At 51.9% G+C, this 14608-nt stretch carries 13 protein-coding genes; 4 read left to right on the top strand and 9 right to left on the bottom strand.

Annotated features, from left to right (window positions below):
- Positions 1 to 433: 433 nt before the first annotated feature.
- The 3 genes from ltaE to MESINF_RS05700 form a co-directional block, all read right to left on the bottom strand.
- Positions 434 to 1459, bottom strand: a complete 1026-nt coding sequence (ltaE, locus tag MESINF_RS05710) for a low-specificity L-threonine aldolase (RefSeq protein WP_169698932.1) — start codon at positions 1457 to 1459, stop codon at positions 434 to 436.
- Between the two features lie 249 nt (positions 1460 to 1708).
- Positions 1709 to 2611, bottom strand: a complete 903-nt coding sequence (locus tag MESINF_RS05705) for a lamin tail domain-containing protein (protein WP_169698931.1) — start codon at positions 2609 to 2611, stop codon at positions 1709 to 1711.
- Positions 2608 to 2952: a DUF3795 domain-containing protein gene (locus MESINF_RS05700; protein ID WP_169698930.1), complete on the bottom strand. Its 345-nt coding sequence runs from the start codon at positions 2950 to 2952 to the stop codon at positions 2608 to 2610. The genes MESINF_RS05705 and MESINF_RS05700 overlap by 4 nt, the downstream gene beginning before the upstream one ends.
- A gap of 106 nt (positions 2953 to 3058) precedes the next feature.
- Here MESINF_RS05700 and MESINF_RS05695 point away from each other — a divergent pair, with 106 nt between their 5' ends.
- On the top strand, positions 3059 to 3796 hold the full coding sequence (locus MESINF_RS05695) for an acyl-[acyl-carrier-protein] thioesterase (protein WP_169698929.1): 738 nt from the start codon (positions 3059 to 3061) through the stop codon (positions 3794 to 3796).
- 23 nt (positions 3797 to 3819) lie between these two features.
- Here the strand turns inward: MESINF_RS05695 and MESINF_RS05690 are convergent, their stop codons facing one another.
- The 4 genes from MESINF_RS05690 to MESINF_RS05675 form a co-directional block, all read right to left on the bottom strand.
- Positions 3820 to 4914 carry a KamA family radical SAM protein gene (locus tag MESINF_RS05690; protein WP_169698928.1) on the bottom strand — a complete coding sequence of 365 codons (1095 nt, stop codon included), beginning with the start codon at positions 4912 to 4914 and terminating at the stop codon, positions 3820 to 3822.
- Positions 4915 to 5296: 382 nt separating this feature from the next.
- A complete protein-coding gene (locus tag MESINF_RS05685) occupies positions 5297 to 5932 on the bottom strand; it encodes a hypothetical protein (RefSeq protein WP_231936883.1) in 636 nt (211 codons plus the stop codon).
- A 281-nt stretch (positions 5933 to 6213) separates the two neighbouring features.
- Positions 6214 to 7377 (bottom strand): iron-containing alcohol dehydrogenase, encoded by a 1164-nt coding sequence (locus MESINF_RS05680; RefSeq protein WP_169698927.1) that lies wholly within the window; start codon positions 7375 to 7377, stop codon positions 6214 to 6216.
- Positions 7378 to 7381: 4 nt separating this feature from the next.
- Positions 7382 to 7924 carry an NUDIX hydrolase gene (locus MESINF_RS05675; protein ID WP_169698926.1) on the bottom strand — a complete coding sequence of 181 codons (543 nt, stop codon included), beginning with the start codon at positions 7922 to 7924 and terminating at the stop codon, positions 7382 to 7384.
- A 61-nt stretch (positions 7925 to 7985) separates the two neighbouring features.
- Between MESINF_RS05675 and MESINF_RS05670 the strand changes: the two genes are divergently transcribed.
- From MESINF_RS05670 to MESINF_RS05660, 3 genes are all read left to right on the top strand, one after another.
- Positions 7986 to 8294, top strand: coding sequence for a thioredoxin family protein (locus MESINF_RS05670; RefSeq protein ID WP_169698925.1), 309 nt, complete (start codon positions 7986 to 7988; stop codon positions 8292 to 8294).
- Positions 8295 to 8623: 329 nt separating this feature from the next.
- Complete coding sequence (locus MESINF_RS05665; RefSeq protein ID WP_169698924.1) at positions 8624 to 10111, top strand: hypothetical protein; 1488 nt, start codon at positions 8624 to 8626, stop codon at positions 10109 to 10111.
- Between the two features lie 268 nt (positions 10112 to 10379).
- The gene (locus MESINF_RS05660; RefSeq protein WP_169700873.1) at positions 10380 to 12062 is read left to right on the top strand and encodes a dipeptidase; all 1683 of its coding nucleotides are present in this window, start codon (positions 10380 to 10382) and stop codon (positions 12060 to 12062) included.
- Between the two features lie 698 nt (positions 12063 to 12760).
- Here MESINF_RS05660 and MESINF_RS05655 read toward each other — a convergent pair.
- Both MESINF_RS05655 and MESINF_RS05650 read right to left on the bottom strand, forming a co-directional pair.
- Positions 12761 to 13711, bottom strand: coding sequence for a glycoside hydrolase family 130 protein (locus MESINF_RS05655; protein ID WP_169698923.1), 951 nt, complete (start codon positions 13709 to 13711; stop codon positions 12761 to 12763).
- Between the two features lie 4 nt (positions 13712 to 13715).
- Positions 13716 to 14603 (bottom strand): glycoside hydrolase family 130 protein, encoded by an 888-nt coding sequence (locus MESINF_RS05650; RefSeq protein WP_231936881.1) that lies wholly within the window; start codon positions 14601 to 14603, stop codon positions 13716 to 13718.
- Positions 14604 to 14608 lie beyond the last annotated feature (5 nt).

Below are 14608 nucleotides of genomic sequence, written 5' to 3'. Positions count from 1 at the left end.
ACAGCTGGAGTCAGGGCTTTCCCTTATCTCGCAGGGTTACCCTCTGTAACGGCCATCTCTGGTTCACTTTCGTTCAGTTCCGGACTTTGCCTCGGGCTTCCTTCAGATTCACCGTTACCAGTGACACCCTTGCCTCTGGCTAATGCTTCTTTGACTCCCCACATTCGGGTCTTTCACCCTATAGTTGTGTACCATGCCGGGCGCACGGGATGCCGGATCGGGGTCCGGCATGACGGGAAGGGAGGAAAGGACGGGTTTTCTCTCCTCTCTCTCTTCCTCTCGAGTCTTTTACCAAGAACCTGGACGCGCAGCGTCGGAACGAGGAACTTGGGCGCAACGCGCCGGAACCGCTCTTCTGTTCTCCAAGGACGTGTCCATACTCCTGGATGACGCCGGACGGTTCTTCCCGCTCTTCCAAGGGCCGCTCTTCTGATCAGCGGTATCTAATGGCCTTCGCGAAACGATCGATGAACGTCTCGAGATCGGAGCGTGAAACGTCGAGGTTGGTCACCAGCCTCCATTCATCGCCCTCGGGCGGGTTTATCTTTATTCCCTGCCTGTGGAGCTCTTCGACTATGGCCTTCGGTCTGCCCGAGTCGAGTTTGAAGAAGACCATGTTTATGTCCAGTCTGTCTCTCATGATTTCGACGCCCTCGATTTCTCCGAGTTTTTTCGCGAGATACCGGGCATTTTCGTGGTCTTCGCCGAGCCGGTCGATCATCTTCTCTATGGCTATGATCCCGGCCGCGGCTATGATCCCGGCCTGTCGCATCGCTCCGCCCATGATTTTTCGCCCTTTCCGGGCTCTGGCGATGAAGTCTTTCGTTCCGACCAGCATGGAGCCGATCGGCGCCCCAAGCCCTTTGGAGAGGCAGAACATGACGCTGTCGGCTTTCGAGGCGATCTCTCTGGCATCTATTCCAAGAGAGACGGCCGCGTTGAATATTCTGGCTCCGTCGAGATGAACCGGAATCGCGCGCTCCCGGGCAATCGAATACACCTCTTTCATGTATTCCATCGGGAGAACCCTTCCACTAGAATGCGCGTTTTCCAGACAGATCAATCCCGTTCTGGGATAGTGGAGGTCCTCTCCCCTTATCGCTTTGAGTATTCTATCGACAGAGGGCATTCCGTCGTCGCAGTCCAGCGTTCTCATCTGGACGCCGGCTATGACGGCCGAAGCGCCGGCCTCATGAACGATTATGTGGTTCGAGGCCGGTATTATGACCTCGTCTCCTCTGAGAGTATGTGTCAGTATAGAGAGTTGATTTCCGAAAGTTCCCGAGGGAACGAAGATGGCCGCTTCCTTTCCGAGGCGTCGGGCGGCGATCTCTTCCAGACGGTTTACGGTGGGATCGTCGCCGTAAACGTCGTCTCCGACTTCGGCGTTCGCCATGGCCGCGCGCATCTCTTCTCCCGGAAGCGTCACGGTGTCACTTCTCAAGTCAATCCATTTCAAGGGCGCACCTCCGATATTTGGTTAGGATTACATATAATTATAGATCAAAACAAATAAAAAAAGCCGGATCGGATGATCCGGACTATATGGGGTTCCTATCTAAGGGGGATAGGGGGGTTATAAACTAAAACAATTCTAATTTATTTGTGCTAATAATACGTTGTGTTGAAGTATCGATTAACTTTCTTATAGATTGCTTAATCCTTAAATTCCGTCAGAAAAATTCATCCATCGCGCAGATGGAGAACATCAATAAGAGTACACCGAGACAAGATTCCCGGAGGAATCGAACAATCTGCCCTCGGCCTTTTTATTACGCCAGATGTAGCTTTTTTTCCATACATTAACGCTCGCCTGCGGACCGGAGTGAACGTGGACCGCCATTCCCGGCTCTAGAATAAGGTCATCGAACGTGTATTTCTGGCCGTTGGAGACGGCCAGTATCTGCCAGCCTTTCAGGTTTACTGGCTTGTCGCCTATGTTGTATATCATCACGTATTCGTCGAGAGAATCGGCCATTATATAAGCTATCTGAACCGGTCCGTCGAAGTAGATCTCTTCCTCTTCCTGCTCGGGTTCGCTCCAGAGACCGAGAGAGAGGGTTCTCGGAATGTCCTGTGCCTGGGCGAAGAGATCCATAAGTTTTTCGTCGAAGGGGAAGGCCAGATAGGCCCGTCCATAACCGTTGATGACCCCGAGCAGATTGTACATGACGTATTGCTTGAAACCGTAGAACTCGACTTCCAGCCAAACGTACGCCAGAGTTCTTCCGTAAACGTCCGTGGGGTTCCAGTCGTAGCTTATGATTATCTCTTTGTCGGAGAGAACGCCTTTGGCGAGATTCGAAGCCTCTATTCCGAAGAACTCGACTTCTTTGGTGGGATGAACCGTCTCGGGCGTATCGATCCCGATGAGCCTCAGGGTGGTTTCAACGCCGTCTATGCTCACCAGAAGGGTATCGCCATCGACAACGTTGATCACTTTCGCGTGTGTGTAATTCTGAACCCCGTTCCAGAGATCGAAGAACTCGGTGGCGTAAGTCAGGTCCTTCGGACCCCCGGCAGTTTCGACCCTCACGGGAACGAGTGTCAGCGCCAGTATCATCGCGGCGAATATCGCTTGAAGAGTTAATATGGTGAGAGTTTTTTTCATAAAGTGCCTCCGTGAAACTTTCTATGGATTTCGTCCAGGTTCGCCCTGGCTTCGGGGATCGGTCTAAGAAACCTTTCCAGCGTCTGACAGGGATATTCGGCACACTGGCCGCAGTTGTCTATTCCCTTCTTCGAACAGCACTCCTTGAAAGGGCAGTCGAAGCACAGTTTGAAGAGTATCTCGCTCCGGCATCCGGTGCAGGTCATTTCGCTCTTTTCAAGAACGAAGCCGAACTCCCTGCCCCATTTCTCGGCCGTCTCTCTCTTCAGGATCTCGTCGTTCGTCATCGTCGCCCTGTAAACCGGGCAGTTTGAACAGTCTATTCCGCAGAAGGCCAGCATCTTCTATACCTCTCAAGACATCCCGTCGAAACCGTGATAGATTTGAATTAATAAAAGCATACCACGTTCATATGCTTAAGTCCGGCAAAGAATTGGAGGTTTTCTTTTGAATCCCCGCGTCACAGAAGAGAGATACAGAGTGAGGTATTACGAACTGAACGGAAACTGGAAGGCTTCGATCGCCTCCATAATGGACTATTTCAACGACGTTGTGACCCTGCAAAGCGTTGAAGTCGGCCACGATGTCGAGACGATGCGTTTCAGCGGGTACGCGTGGCTATTGCTTCGCTGGGAGATAGATATTCGGAGATTTCCGGCCTTCATGGAGAAGCTTCTGGTGAGGACGGTTCCTCATTCTATGAATAAATTCTACGCGTACAGGCGCTTCGAGGTTATCGACGAGTCGGGAACGCTCATAGTGCATGGCAAATCCCAGTGGATCCTCATCGATGCCCAAAAGCGCAGGCCTGTGAGGATAGCCGACAAGCACTACGAAGTCTATGGTCTGTCGAAGGACTTCAACGAACCGCTCGAATTCGAAGACCTGTCAGAGCTGGAGCTTCCCGATCTTTCAAACGTGTTGAAAGTGAGGCAGTCGGATCTGGACACCAACGGTCACGCCAACAACGTCTCGTACGTCCGCTGGATAATGCAGACCGTTCCCGGGGATTTCGAGAGCAAAGAGCTGAAGAAACTCTGCATCCAGTACAAACATGAATCGATGAAGGGAGAGGAAGTGCTCATCGAAAGCGGTTTCGAAGATCGGGACGGCCTGAAAATCGGTCTGCACAGGGTCACTTCAGGCGGGAAGAAACTCGCCATCGCCTGCACGAAGTGGTTATGAAAAGACGGCCTTGGCCGCCTTTTCTATACCAGTGAGTCGGGATCGACGTAATCGTCCAACCAGTAAGCGTCGGGATTCCTGTCGAAGGCCATGAAGAGATCGTACCTTCTCGGGTCGGCCGCCCTGTGGTATTTCATGTATATCTTGTTTTCGTCGATGCCCACGTACTCTATCTTTCCCGTCGCGTGAGACATAACGAACCTCGCTCGTTTGGCCAGACCGGACACCCTGTCTATGGCCTTCTTGAAGACCGTGTATCCCTCCTCCGCGGGCACGGCGTAGGTGTGGTTGCCCCTGGTCGGCCTGCACTGGAAAACGTAGTAGGGCGGGATTCCCGCGAACGACAGCTTCCTGAAGAGCTCGGCCATGGTATCTACGTTGTCGTTAACGCCCCTTATCATGGGAGTCTGATTGCATACGACCGCGCCGGCATTTCTCAGAATGTTCAATCCTTCCAAGGCGACGTCCGTAAGTTCTCTGGGATGATTGAAGTGCGCCATGATATAAATCCTCTTCTCGCATGTGCTGTACTTTCTGATCATCTCAGGTAGCGCGGGATCGTTGATTATCCTGTAAGGGTTGAAGGCCACCATCTTGCTCCCAAACCTTATGATTCCCACATGTTCGATCTCGCGAAGCCGCCCGACTATGTCGGAAAGTTTGTCGGTTGAGAGGATCAGGGAATCTCCACCGGTGAGGAGTACGTTGGTTATCTCTCTGTGCTTTCTTATGTACTCGATCCCGGGGCCGACGTCGCTGGCGACTTCTCTGTTTTCCGTCGAGAAGAGCCTCTTCCTGAAGCAAAATCTACAGAAGCTGCCACAAACCTTTGAAACCAGCAGCAGGGCGGTGTCTTCGTATTTGTGTTCCAGACCCGGAACGACACTGTATAGATGCTCGTTTGAGGCGTCCATCTCCCCCCACTCGTCGAGCTCTTCGATATCCGGCATTATGATCCTTCTTACGGGATCGTTCGGGTCGTCCCAGTCTATGAGGCTCAGGTAATAGTCGTTGGCCCTGAAAGGGAACCGCTCTGTCACTTCCTTCATCTGCTCGATCTGATCTTCGCTCAGCCCCTCGATCAAATCTACCTTTGTAAGGTATTTTGGTTTCTGCAAATCACTACCTCCTTCGTGTTGATTCGATTAGTCGAGCGTGAAAAACTCAGTGTATCTCTGCACTCGATCGATATAACTGTTCAATTGTTCGAACAGCCAGTTCTATAAGATGACTAAGAAAGAATTACGATACGAAATTTTCAACACCGTTCAATATATATTATATCCCATGAGCTTTCTGGATGTGTACCCGGCACAGGTATAGGAACTGTACAAAAAACGGCGTTTCGAGGCGCTTCCGGATGTATAAGTTACACGCGGTTAATCGCCAGACCGGTTGACTTTAAAGAATATCCGTGATAAAATACAAAAAGAGACGTCGAAAAGGACGTCTCTTTTGCTATTTTCTATCGGCCGTTTTCGCTTTCCGCCGCTTTCGCTTTCAGAGGAACACGATGAGCGCTATCACTCCCGCCGTGAGGATCCCGAGTCCGGCGAGGCCGTAAATCTCCCATCTGGCCAGTCCCTTCATATAGTGGAACTCCCTTATCTGTCTTATCCACTCAGGCAGCATCAGGATCTGTTTGAACGTGAAGCTTTCCCTCAAGCCGAAGGTTATCCACGCCCTTCCAGCCTCTCTCGAGGAGATCTCGATCCTGTAAGTTCCCTCCGCTTCCATTAGGCTGTCGTAGCCGAGATACTTGTAAGAATTGGTGTCTCCGAAGAATTCGTACATGAGCTCCGGCTCGGTCTGCGTGAAATCAAAGCCGTCTTTCAGCTGGCCGTCAGGCCTGTATATGGCCAGTCGCGGTCTGAAGGAGTAGGTGGTCTCCATTACGGGAACTCCCACCGGCACGCCGAAAAGTATGTGCAAGTTCTTGCCTGGCAGACCTTCGAACGAGAAGACGATCGTCTCCTCTCCGGAGAACTCGTAATAAAAGATCTGCGAGAGATCGATATCTTCCACGAAATAAGAGCCGCCTGAGAAATCCTCGGCTTTCAGGAAAGAGGGAATGTGAGCGAAGACCAACGTGCATGACAGTACAAAGAAAGCCATAACCACAGAGTATCGCTTCATATAATTCCTCCTTGTTTAGAACAACTATAATTTATTTTATCAGATCGGAGATTGGAATCAGAATAGCCGTCCCTGGGAAGAGCGGGAAGAGCGGGATCCCGTATAGGAGCATTACGGGATGACAATCCCTTCGGGTCATCCTGGCATGCTCCAAGTCAGGATCCCGTTCTTCGCGAAAAACGGGGACAGACGTCAGGAGAATCGTCAGTCCCTATTTTCGCTCACTTTCGCGCTCTTGCGCCCCCCACAACTCGCCACGGCTTCTAACGCTCAATACAGATTCAAAGCGCCAGTCTGTAAATCTTCTCCACGTCTTCTTTTTTGAGTCTTACGAAATTCCCCAGCGGTCCTTTTTCGGTGGCCTTTCGCGCCATTTCTTCGAACCTGTCCGACGGAATACCCGCGCCGGTGAGCGTTACTGGAATGCCAAGGCTCAAGAAGAAGCCTTTCAGGCTCTCTATGCCCTCGAGGGCCGTCTTTTCGGGGTTCCTGAAATCCGGCTCCACATTCCAGACTCTGCAGGCGAACTGCGCGAACCTTTCTATATCGTGCTTATAGACATACTTCATCCACGCGGGCCACATTATCGCCAGTCCCCCGCCATGGGCTATGTCGTAGATGGCGCTCAACTCGTGTTCTATGCCGTGCGTCGCCCAGTCGCCGATCCTTCCGGTCCCGAGAAGATCGTTGTGGGCTATCGTCGAGGCCCACATTATCTCGGCCCTGGCCTCGTAATTGTCGGGTTCTTTCAGGACGATCGGCGTGTTGACTATCATCGTTTTCAACGTTGCCTCGCACAATCTATCGGTGAAGTCAACGTTTTTGACGTTGGTGAAGTACCTTTCCATTACGTGCGACATTATGTCAACAGCGCCGACTGCCGTCTGGTAAGGCGGCAGGGTGAAGGTCAGTTCGGGGTTCATGATCGCGAATTTCGGTCGCATGTTGACACTGTTTGCGGAGCGCTTGTAAAGGCCGTCTTCGTTGGTAATTACCGAACCGCCGCTCGATTCGCTGCCGGCCGCCGGTATCGTCAGAACGACTCCCAGCGGAAGCATCTCCTCGACCTTCCTGCCGGTAGAATAGAAATCCCAGACGTCTCCCGTGTAGGGAACGCCTATGCCTATCGCTTTGGCCGAATCGATGACGCTTCCGCCACCCACCGCAAGAATGGAGCCGATCCCGTGTTTTCTGCACAGTTCTATTCCTTCCCTGACGAGTGAAAGCCTCGGGTTGGGCATCACCCCGCCAAGCTCTATCGCCTCGACACCGGCTTTGCGAAGGCTCTCGACTATTCTGTCGTACAGACCGGATTTCTTTATGCTCCCGCCGCCGTAATGAAGCAAAACCTTCTTGCCGTAGCGCGATATCTCCTGGCCGGTTTTCATTTCCGTTCCTCTCCCGAAGATTATTTTGGTTGCGTTGCTGAATACGAAATCAAGCATCTCTTCACTCCTTTTTATTTTCAATAAATCCATTGTTACAGAGCGACATCCCCCTGTTCCGCAGGTCTATGAGTTCGACTATCCTGTCCAACGAGCTCTCGATTATCCGCGCCGTCGCCCCCCAGACTATGAAGCCGGGGAACCTGTACCTGATCGTCACCTTTCCGCTCGGCATGACGATAGGTTCGGACGATACGTACTTCAGCGCCGGTATGGACAGAAAGACAAGATCTTCAACCTCCGATCTGTTCAATCTGAAGAAGGGGCGATCGATGAATCCGATGAAGGGAACGATCACCTTGCCGGACGTGACCGTCGTTGTAACGCCCAGCGGACAGACCTCTTCGAGACGTGACGGAGAGGCGCCTATCTCTTCTTCCATCTCCCTCACCGCACATTCGAGCAGCGTTTCGCCGTCCTCGCGGTGACCGCCGGGGAAGCTTATCTGGCCGGGATGGCTTATCTTTCGCGATCTTCTGGTGAGGACAAGATGGTCATCGCCGCAAATTTTGAAAACCGGTACGAGAACCGCCGTGGTGCTTTCCAAAGACTCTCCCCCTAAGTCCGATCTCTTTTGTTCAATTATAATACTAACGGGAGGTGAGAACTTGAAGGAGCTCACATTCGGGGCGCTCAGAGGACACGGAGGGAAGACGCTGGTGGTTTTTTTCAGCAACGGCTGTGGTGTCTGTGCCGCCGTGAAAAGAAAGCTCGAGAGTTTGGAGGTTGACTTCCCGCAGTGGGAGTTCGTGAGTATCGATACGGAGAAGTACCCCGAAACGGCCGGGGAGTATTCTGTTTTCACCGTTCCTACGGTGTTGATCCTTCTGGAAGGCCGGGAATGTAACAGGTGGAGCAGGTATTTTTCGATCGAAGAGATCGTGAGATACCTCGAGAGGATAGACAGTCTGACGTGAACACACCTCCAGCGAACGTTTGGTTTCAAAGAGGGGGGTGTTATAATTTACCGGGATTTACCCTGTACTTGGTCTTTGAATCGTTGTTTTTCTATCATGCTGAATTAGTTGAGAGGGAGTCGAATATATCCGGCTGCGGGAAATAACACGTTTACGGGCGAGGTTTTTTACAAATTCCCTCTCCCCTTGATTTAATAGTTTTCTCAAAGGGCGTTGCAGAAGCGAAACCCGGTGATGGTTCACAAAATGTGAAAGTGGTTCTTGACTCTCAAAAAGAGCGCAGGGAAGATCACTAATGTGGGTAAATGGAACCCAGGGGGGAACCGAGAATGAAACGTTTTGCAACGCTTCTACTGCTATTTCTTGCTGCCTCATTGTTTTCGCTGGACCCTTACTTCACTGAAGAGAATGTTAACAGCTTCATCTCAGAGCTCGAGGAAGACGGTTTTATCGTTCAACAGGGTGTGGTTTACACTTGGGATCTGCTAGAACTCTTTTCTAATTACCTTATCCCGAGCTGTTATGGAAACAACGCTTCAAATCCTTACTTGGCATACTTCTTGCCGCCGGCACCCGGGCAGACAGTTCCAAACACCTTGCCATTCACCTTCAGGTTGAGGGAAGACGAGGCGATTATCTTCATTGGCTGGACTCCACCCGAGGTCACTTACTTCAGCTATGTCACGTTTGTTATGTCCAAGTATCTGCCCGGTCAAAGCAGCCGGCAACGCGTCCTGGCAAGTGTAGGCGACACGATCAATTTGACAAGGATCAAAACGGGCGAATCGATCCTACCCGAGACAAAGGGAACGGTCTTCAACGCTCCAACGATGATCATATCCACTCCCGATAAGAATACAGACGCGATCGTGAGAGCCGCAGCGGCAAAAGTGGGCTTCACTCAGAGCCTGATCAACACCGAACCTATTCCTTCAAGCATGCTGAAACTGGGGCTTGAGCAGAACTGCGATGAGTTACTAACTGTGATTCGCCTGGCGTTGTTCAAGAATCCCCAAGACAAGACCTACGTGCAGGATCCTCCCATTATAGTGGATGGCAAACTAGTCGTGAAACCCCCTTACAGTCATAATTATCGAGGTTGGGTCTTGCGTGTCACACCCACCAGACCGATCGAACCCGATCCATTCCCGACGCCGAGCATGATTCCAAGAGACACGGGTGATTATTCTGAACTCGATCTAAAGCCAACTATGGACAAACTGGAGGCAGCGATACTTGAAGAGTACTCGAATCTCAAAGCCGATGCTCTTCGCACTCAAAGGGCCGTGGAGATCAGTTACATGGCTATTCAGAACGTCACTGACGTTCTTGGAGACAGCAGGGACACTGTGTATATCTGGACCGATCCCTTCTCGCTGGGAGATGATCCCGATGACTTCGCCATAGTCTTTGGTCCGGTACACTCGCTCACGGGAAAATCAACTTACTCGAATTTCACTATTTATACAAACGATCTCGTAGAGGATCTTCTGCCGGTCGAGTCAAGGATTCTCTACGGATTCGCGAGTGTTCATAGCGAGCATAGTGCCGAGAGCAAACTAGGCCTTGTTGGAAGCGCGGAGAGATTTCTGCCCGACGATCCCAACGCGAAGTATTTCTATGTCTGGAAAGTCGCCAGGTCAAACCCGGATGATGAGGATTACTGTCTGGTGATTCCAGAACCTACTTCTGAGAGGGTTACCTACAATAGCCTGAGAATAGCGTTCAGAGCTTATGTGAATCCTGAGACCGGTGTAGGGCCGTCATATGAAGAGATACTTATGGACAAGGTGATCCACTTCAGTCCAGATAAATAACAGCGATAAGAGCATGCAGGGCAGTCTAGAAAACCAACCCCACCGGCGGGAAGAGATGTTCAGCGAAAATCGAGACGGAAAGAGAATTGTCTGCATTATTTTCGGCTCGAGGCGCTCTTCGATAAAGAGTCGTCAATTTGGTTATGTGATCTTGCGCCTGGGGAGTGTATTTAGATTTTGGTCACTGGTCGGGAATTAAATATCTTTCAAACCAAGCGAGGTGAATGACTTGAAAGCTCGTACAGTATGCGCCGTGATTCTTCTTCTTATGGCTGCAACTTCTTTTGCATGTACCACGTTAATTGTGACAAAGGGCGCGAGCGCCGATGGATCGATGATTGTTGCCCATTCGGACGATAATGATCTTTCCGATCAAAGAATCATCTATGTGCCTGCACAGGATCATGAACCGGGCTCGTTAAGGCCGGTGTACTGCACGGCAGTCGCCGTGGGTGAGTTCCCCCAGTACAACAGCTTCATCTATCCGAGAATCGTGTCTTCAAGGGCTCCGGCCTACAACACCAAAGAATACCTTCCGTCGATACCTATCGGCATGATTCCACAGGTTCCACATACTTACGCGTACTTCGACGGATCGTACGGAATCATGAACGAGCATCAGTTGATGTTTGGCGAATGTACCGATGGAGCAAAGATTCAGATCGGACCCGAGCCGGGTAGAAGGATATTCTATTCCTCCGAGTTATCGCGTGTCGCCCTGGAGCGTTGCAAGACCGCCCGCGAGGCGGTTGAGCTCATTGGTTTCCTGATCGAGGAATATGGATATTACGGTACGGGCGAGACGCTCCCGGTTGCCGATCCCAACGAAGCGTGGATAATTGAGATGGCTCCGTCTCCGGAAGGCACGGGGGGATTATGGGTGGCAAAAAGAGTACCGGACGGAGAGGTATTTGTAGCCGCCAACCAGTTCCGAATAAGGGAGATCGATCCCGAGGACCCCGACATTCTCTTCGGAAAGACGCTTCACGAAGTCGCAGAGAAGTACGGCTGGTGGAAGCCGGAAGATGGCCTCCTCGACTGGCTAAGGACCGTCAGCCTCGGCGAGTACAACCATCCCTATTACTCCCTGCGAAGAGTGTGGCGCCTGTTTTCTCTTATCGCCCCGGGGATGGACCTCTCTCCATGGGTAGAAGATGGATTCACTCGAGAGTACCCCTTTTCGATAAAACCGGACAAAAAGCTCACGGTGAGAGACGTGATGAACCTTTATAGAGACCACTACGAAGGAACGGAGTTTGACCTCACAAAAGGAATAGCCGCCGGGCCGTTCGGTTATCCCGATAGATTTTACGGTCCGTACGATGGACAGGGCGACGTTGGCGACCCTTCCCGTGAGCTGGGAGGGGCCTGGGAAAGGCCGATTTCGGTAACATACTGTGGATACACTTACGTCTGTCAGGGAAGGGACTGGCTTCCCGATCAGCTGGGAGGATTGATGTGGATAGGGCTCGACAAACCGGCCGACACCTGTTTCATCCCATTCTATGCAGGAGTAAACGCCCTCCCGTATTCCTTGCAGGTCTGTGATACCTCAAAGTTCAGCAGGGACAGCGCATGGTGGGCTTTCAACTTCGTTTCGAACTGGGCAGGCCTGAAATACAGTTATATGCATGAAGATATCAAATTGATGCAAGAAAAGTACGAAACGCTTTCCCTGAGTCGTCTTCAAGAAGTTGAGTCGTATGTTGCCGGGATCATTTCTACCAGGCCGGAGAAAGCCGTAAAATATCTGACGGAGTTCTGCGCGGGCAATTTCGATGAAATCGTCAAGGCGTGGTGGGCTTTTTCCGAGTACCTGATAGTTAGATATAACGATGGATTCATAAATGAAAAGGGGAAGATGGCTCAGCCTGTCGGGTATCCTCAAGACTGGTTGGATCGCACGGACTGGTCTGAAGGACCTACTTCTTACGAGAAGGGGAACAAATAGAGACTGTGCTTGTGGAGAGCGGAAAGAGCGGTTCCGGCGCGTTGCGCCCAGGTTCCTCGTTCCGACGCTGCGCGTCCAGGTTCTTGGTAAAAGATTCGAGAGGTGGAGAGAGGAGAGAAAACCCGTCCTTTCCTCCTTCCTGTCATGCCGAACCTGATCCGGCATCTCCGGTCCTTCGTAAGAGCAAAAGAGCGAGATCCCGTATAGGAGCATTACGGGATGACAGGATTGGCGCACCACGGGATGACAGTCTTACTCCCTTCCTGTCATTCTGAGCTTGACTCAGAATCACGGTTTTCTAAGGAGTGGATCCCGGGTCGGAGCCAGGGATGACAATCCCTTCGGGTCATCCTGGCATGCTCCAAGTCAGGATCCCGTTCTTCGCGAAAAACGGGGACAGACGTCAGGAGCCCGTCAGTCCCCATTTTCGCGGTCTTTCCCCCTTCCTGTCATGCCGGACCTGATCCGGCATCCTGGTCCTTCGAAAGAGCAAAAGAGCGAGATCCCGTATAGGAGCATTACGGGATGACAGGATTGGCGCACCACGGGATGACAGTCTTACTCCCTTCCCGTCATTCTGAGCTTGACTCAGAATCACGGTTTTCTAAGGAGTGGATCCCGGGTCGGAGCCCGGGATGACAATATAGAAGCACTACGGGATGACAGGATGGGCGTGGCGTCTCGCTCTTACCAACAACCTACCACGCCAGTCCTACCACCGCCGCTCCTATATATGTGTCCGCGGCGCCGTAATAGAGGATCAGTCTATTTCCTACCACCACTGCGCCCTCTATGAAGATAACGTTCGGCACCTGTCCCAGCTTTTCCCAGGACAGTTCCGGTTCCATCAGCGACACATCGGTTCTCTTGAGAAGGTTTCTCGGATTGTCTATGGCGAACAGAGCTGCCCCCGGCCTGTATATAGTGGAGAAGTCGGCGCTGTTGTAGATGAGCAGGATACCTTCTTCTGTTATCAGCGGCGCCGGCCCCGGTTCTACAAGCCTGCTGTCGAACTTGTCCTGCCTCGGCTCCAGCACGGGCCTGGGATAGACGGTCCAGTTTTTCAGATCCTTCGAATAGGCCAGTTTTATAGACGAGTCGCCGAAATACATATAATAGTTTCCGTTTATCTTTGCAGGCACGATCGCCCCTGACTTCGACCATGTATCGTTGCTGAAAACCGGCCCCAGTTTCTCCCAGGTCGCAAGGTCGTGAGACGTCGCGATACAGAGTCTGGCCTTTCCTCCGTCGTAGCCCGTGTAAGTCATTATATACAGATCATCTACCCTGACTATTCGCGGATCCTCACAGCCGCCGGGCAGTTCGTAGGTTTCGGTCGGCTCAATCGCCGGTGAGGCCTCTCTGGTGAAATCGAAGCCGTCGCTCGAAGTGGCCTTGCCTATGCGCGATGTCCCGTTCCACCTGCCGACACCGGACCAATCCTCCGATCTGTAGAACATATGCACGATTGAATCGACTACTATCGCCGTCGGGTTGAAGACGGCCTTGCTCTCCCAGCCTATACCCTGTGGCATCAGAAGGGGCAGATCCGAGTATCTTTCGACTCTGTAAAGGTCGTCGAACCTGATCGAGACCCCAAGCGCAGCCACGCACAGGAGCATCGCCACCAGAGTCAAAAAAAACTTCAAAACATCACCTCCCGATCCAGTCGAAGACTTTCTCTTTTTCTATCGTGGCCAGCGCTATGTGATTATCTGCCGCGCCGTAATAGATATAGTATTTGCCTTCGTGCTCGACCATGGCGTCGGAAAAGACCACGTTTGGAACGCCGCCGAAGACCTCCCACTCCTCTTCCGGTTCGAGGATAGGTTCTTGCGAACGCTTAAGAACTTTGCGCGGATTTTCCAGATCGAGCAACATGAAACCGAGTCTGTACGTCGGCCGGGGTGTGTTTTCCACACCGTGGTAAAGCACGAGCCAGCCGAACTCCGTCTTTATTGGCGGAGCGCCTACGCCTATCTTGAGGTTATCCCAGCCGTCTTTTCTTGGTCCGGCAATAGACACGAAGTCGGTCCACTTTCTTAAATCCTCCGAAAATGCGAGATACATGTCCGGTTCTATTCTGTGGAACATAACGTACCTTTCGGCGATCTTTTCTGGAAATAGCGCGGCGTCTTTGTTGTCCACGTCCGGTATTATCACACCGTGCCTTTCCCATTGAAAGAAGTTCTCCGTCGAAGCCATGGAAATCCTGACCCCTCGTGGAGAGTAGGCCGTGTACTGCATATAGATCCGGCCCTCCAGTTCCGTCAGCCTGGGATCTTCCACGCCGTAAAGCTCCCACTGGCTGGCCGGTGTGAAGACGGGGTTTTCCATCCTGTTGAAGCGAACCCCGTCGGTCGATACGGCGTATCCCATCCTTGAGACCATGTCCTCGCCCTGGGCCCTGTACATCATGTGAAACAGCCCCTTGCGCTTTATCACGGCGCAGTTGAAGACGAACCTCGATTCCCAGTGGTGATGAGAAATCGGCGAAAGCAGAGGATTAAGCGGGTGTCTTTCGAGTTTCAGCACAATCATCACTC

The sequence above is a fragment of the Mesotoga infera genome (assembly GCF_900157305.1).
Classification (GTDB): domain Bacteria; phylum Thermotogota; class Thermotogae; order Petrotogales; family Kosmotogaceae; genus Mesotoga; species Mesotoga infera.
Note: the sequence above shows the minus strand (reverse complement) of the source record. Positions and strands in the feature narration are given on the sequence as shown.

Excerpts from the sequence above, each read along its gene's own strand:
- MESINF_RS05705 (WP_169698931.1), bottom strand. The coding sequence starts at position 2,611 with ATGAAAAAAACTCTCACCATATTAACTCTTCAAGCGATATTCGCCGCG.
- MESINF_RS05700 (WP_169698930.1), bottom strand. The coding sequence starts at position 2,952 with ATGCTGGCCTTCTGCGGAATAGACTGTTCAAACTGCCCGGTTTACAGG.
- MESINF_RS05685 (WP_231936883.1), bottom strand. The coding sequence starts at position 5,932 with ATGAAGCGATACTCTGTGGTTATGGCTTTCTTTGTACTGTCATGCACG.
- MESINF_RS05680 (WP_169698927.1), bottom strand. The coding sequence starts at position 7,377 with ATGCTTGATTTCGTATTCAGCAACGCAACCAAAATAATCTTCGGGAGA.
- MESINF_RS05665 (WP_169698924.1), top strand. The coding sequence starts at position 8,624 with ATGAAACGTTTTGCAACGCTTCTACTGCTATTTCTTGCTGCCTCATTG.
- MESINF_RS05660 (WP_169700873.1), top strand. The coding sequence starts at position 10,380 with ATGGCTGCAACTTCTTTTGCATGTACCACGTTAATTGTGACAAAGGGC.
- MESINF_RS05650 (WP_231936881.1), bottom strand. The coding sequence starts at position 14,603 with ATGATTGTGCTGAAACTCGAAAGACACCCGCTTAATCCTCTGCTTTCG.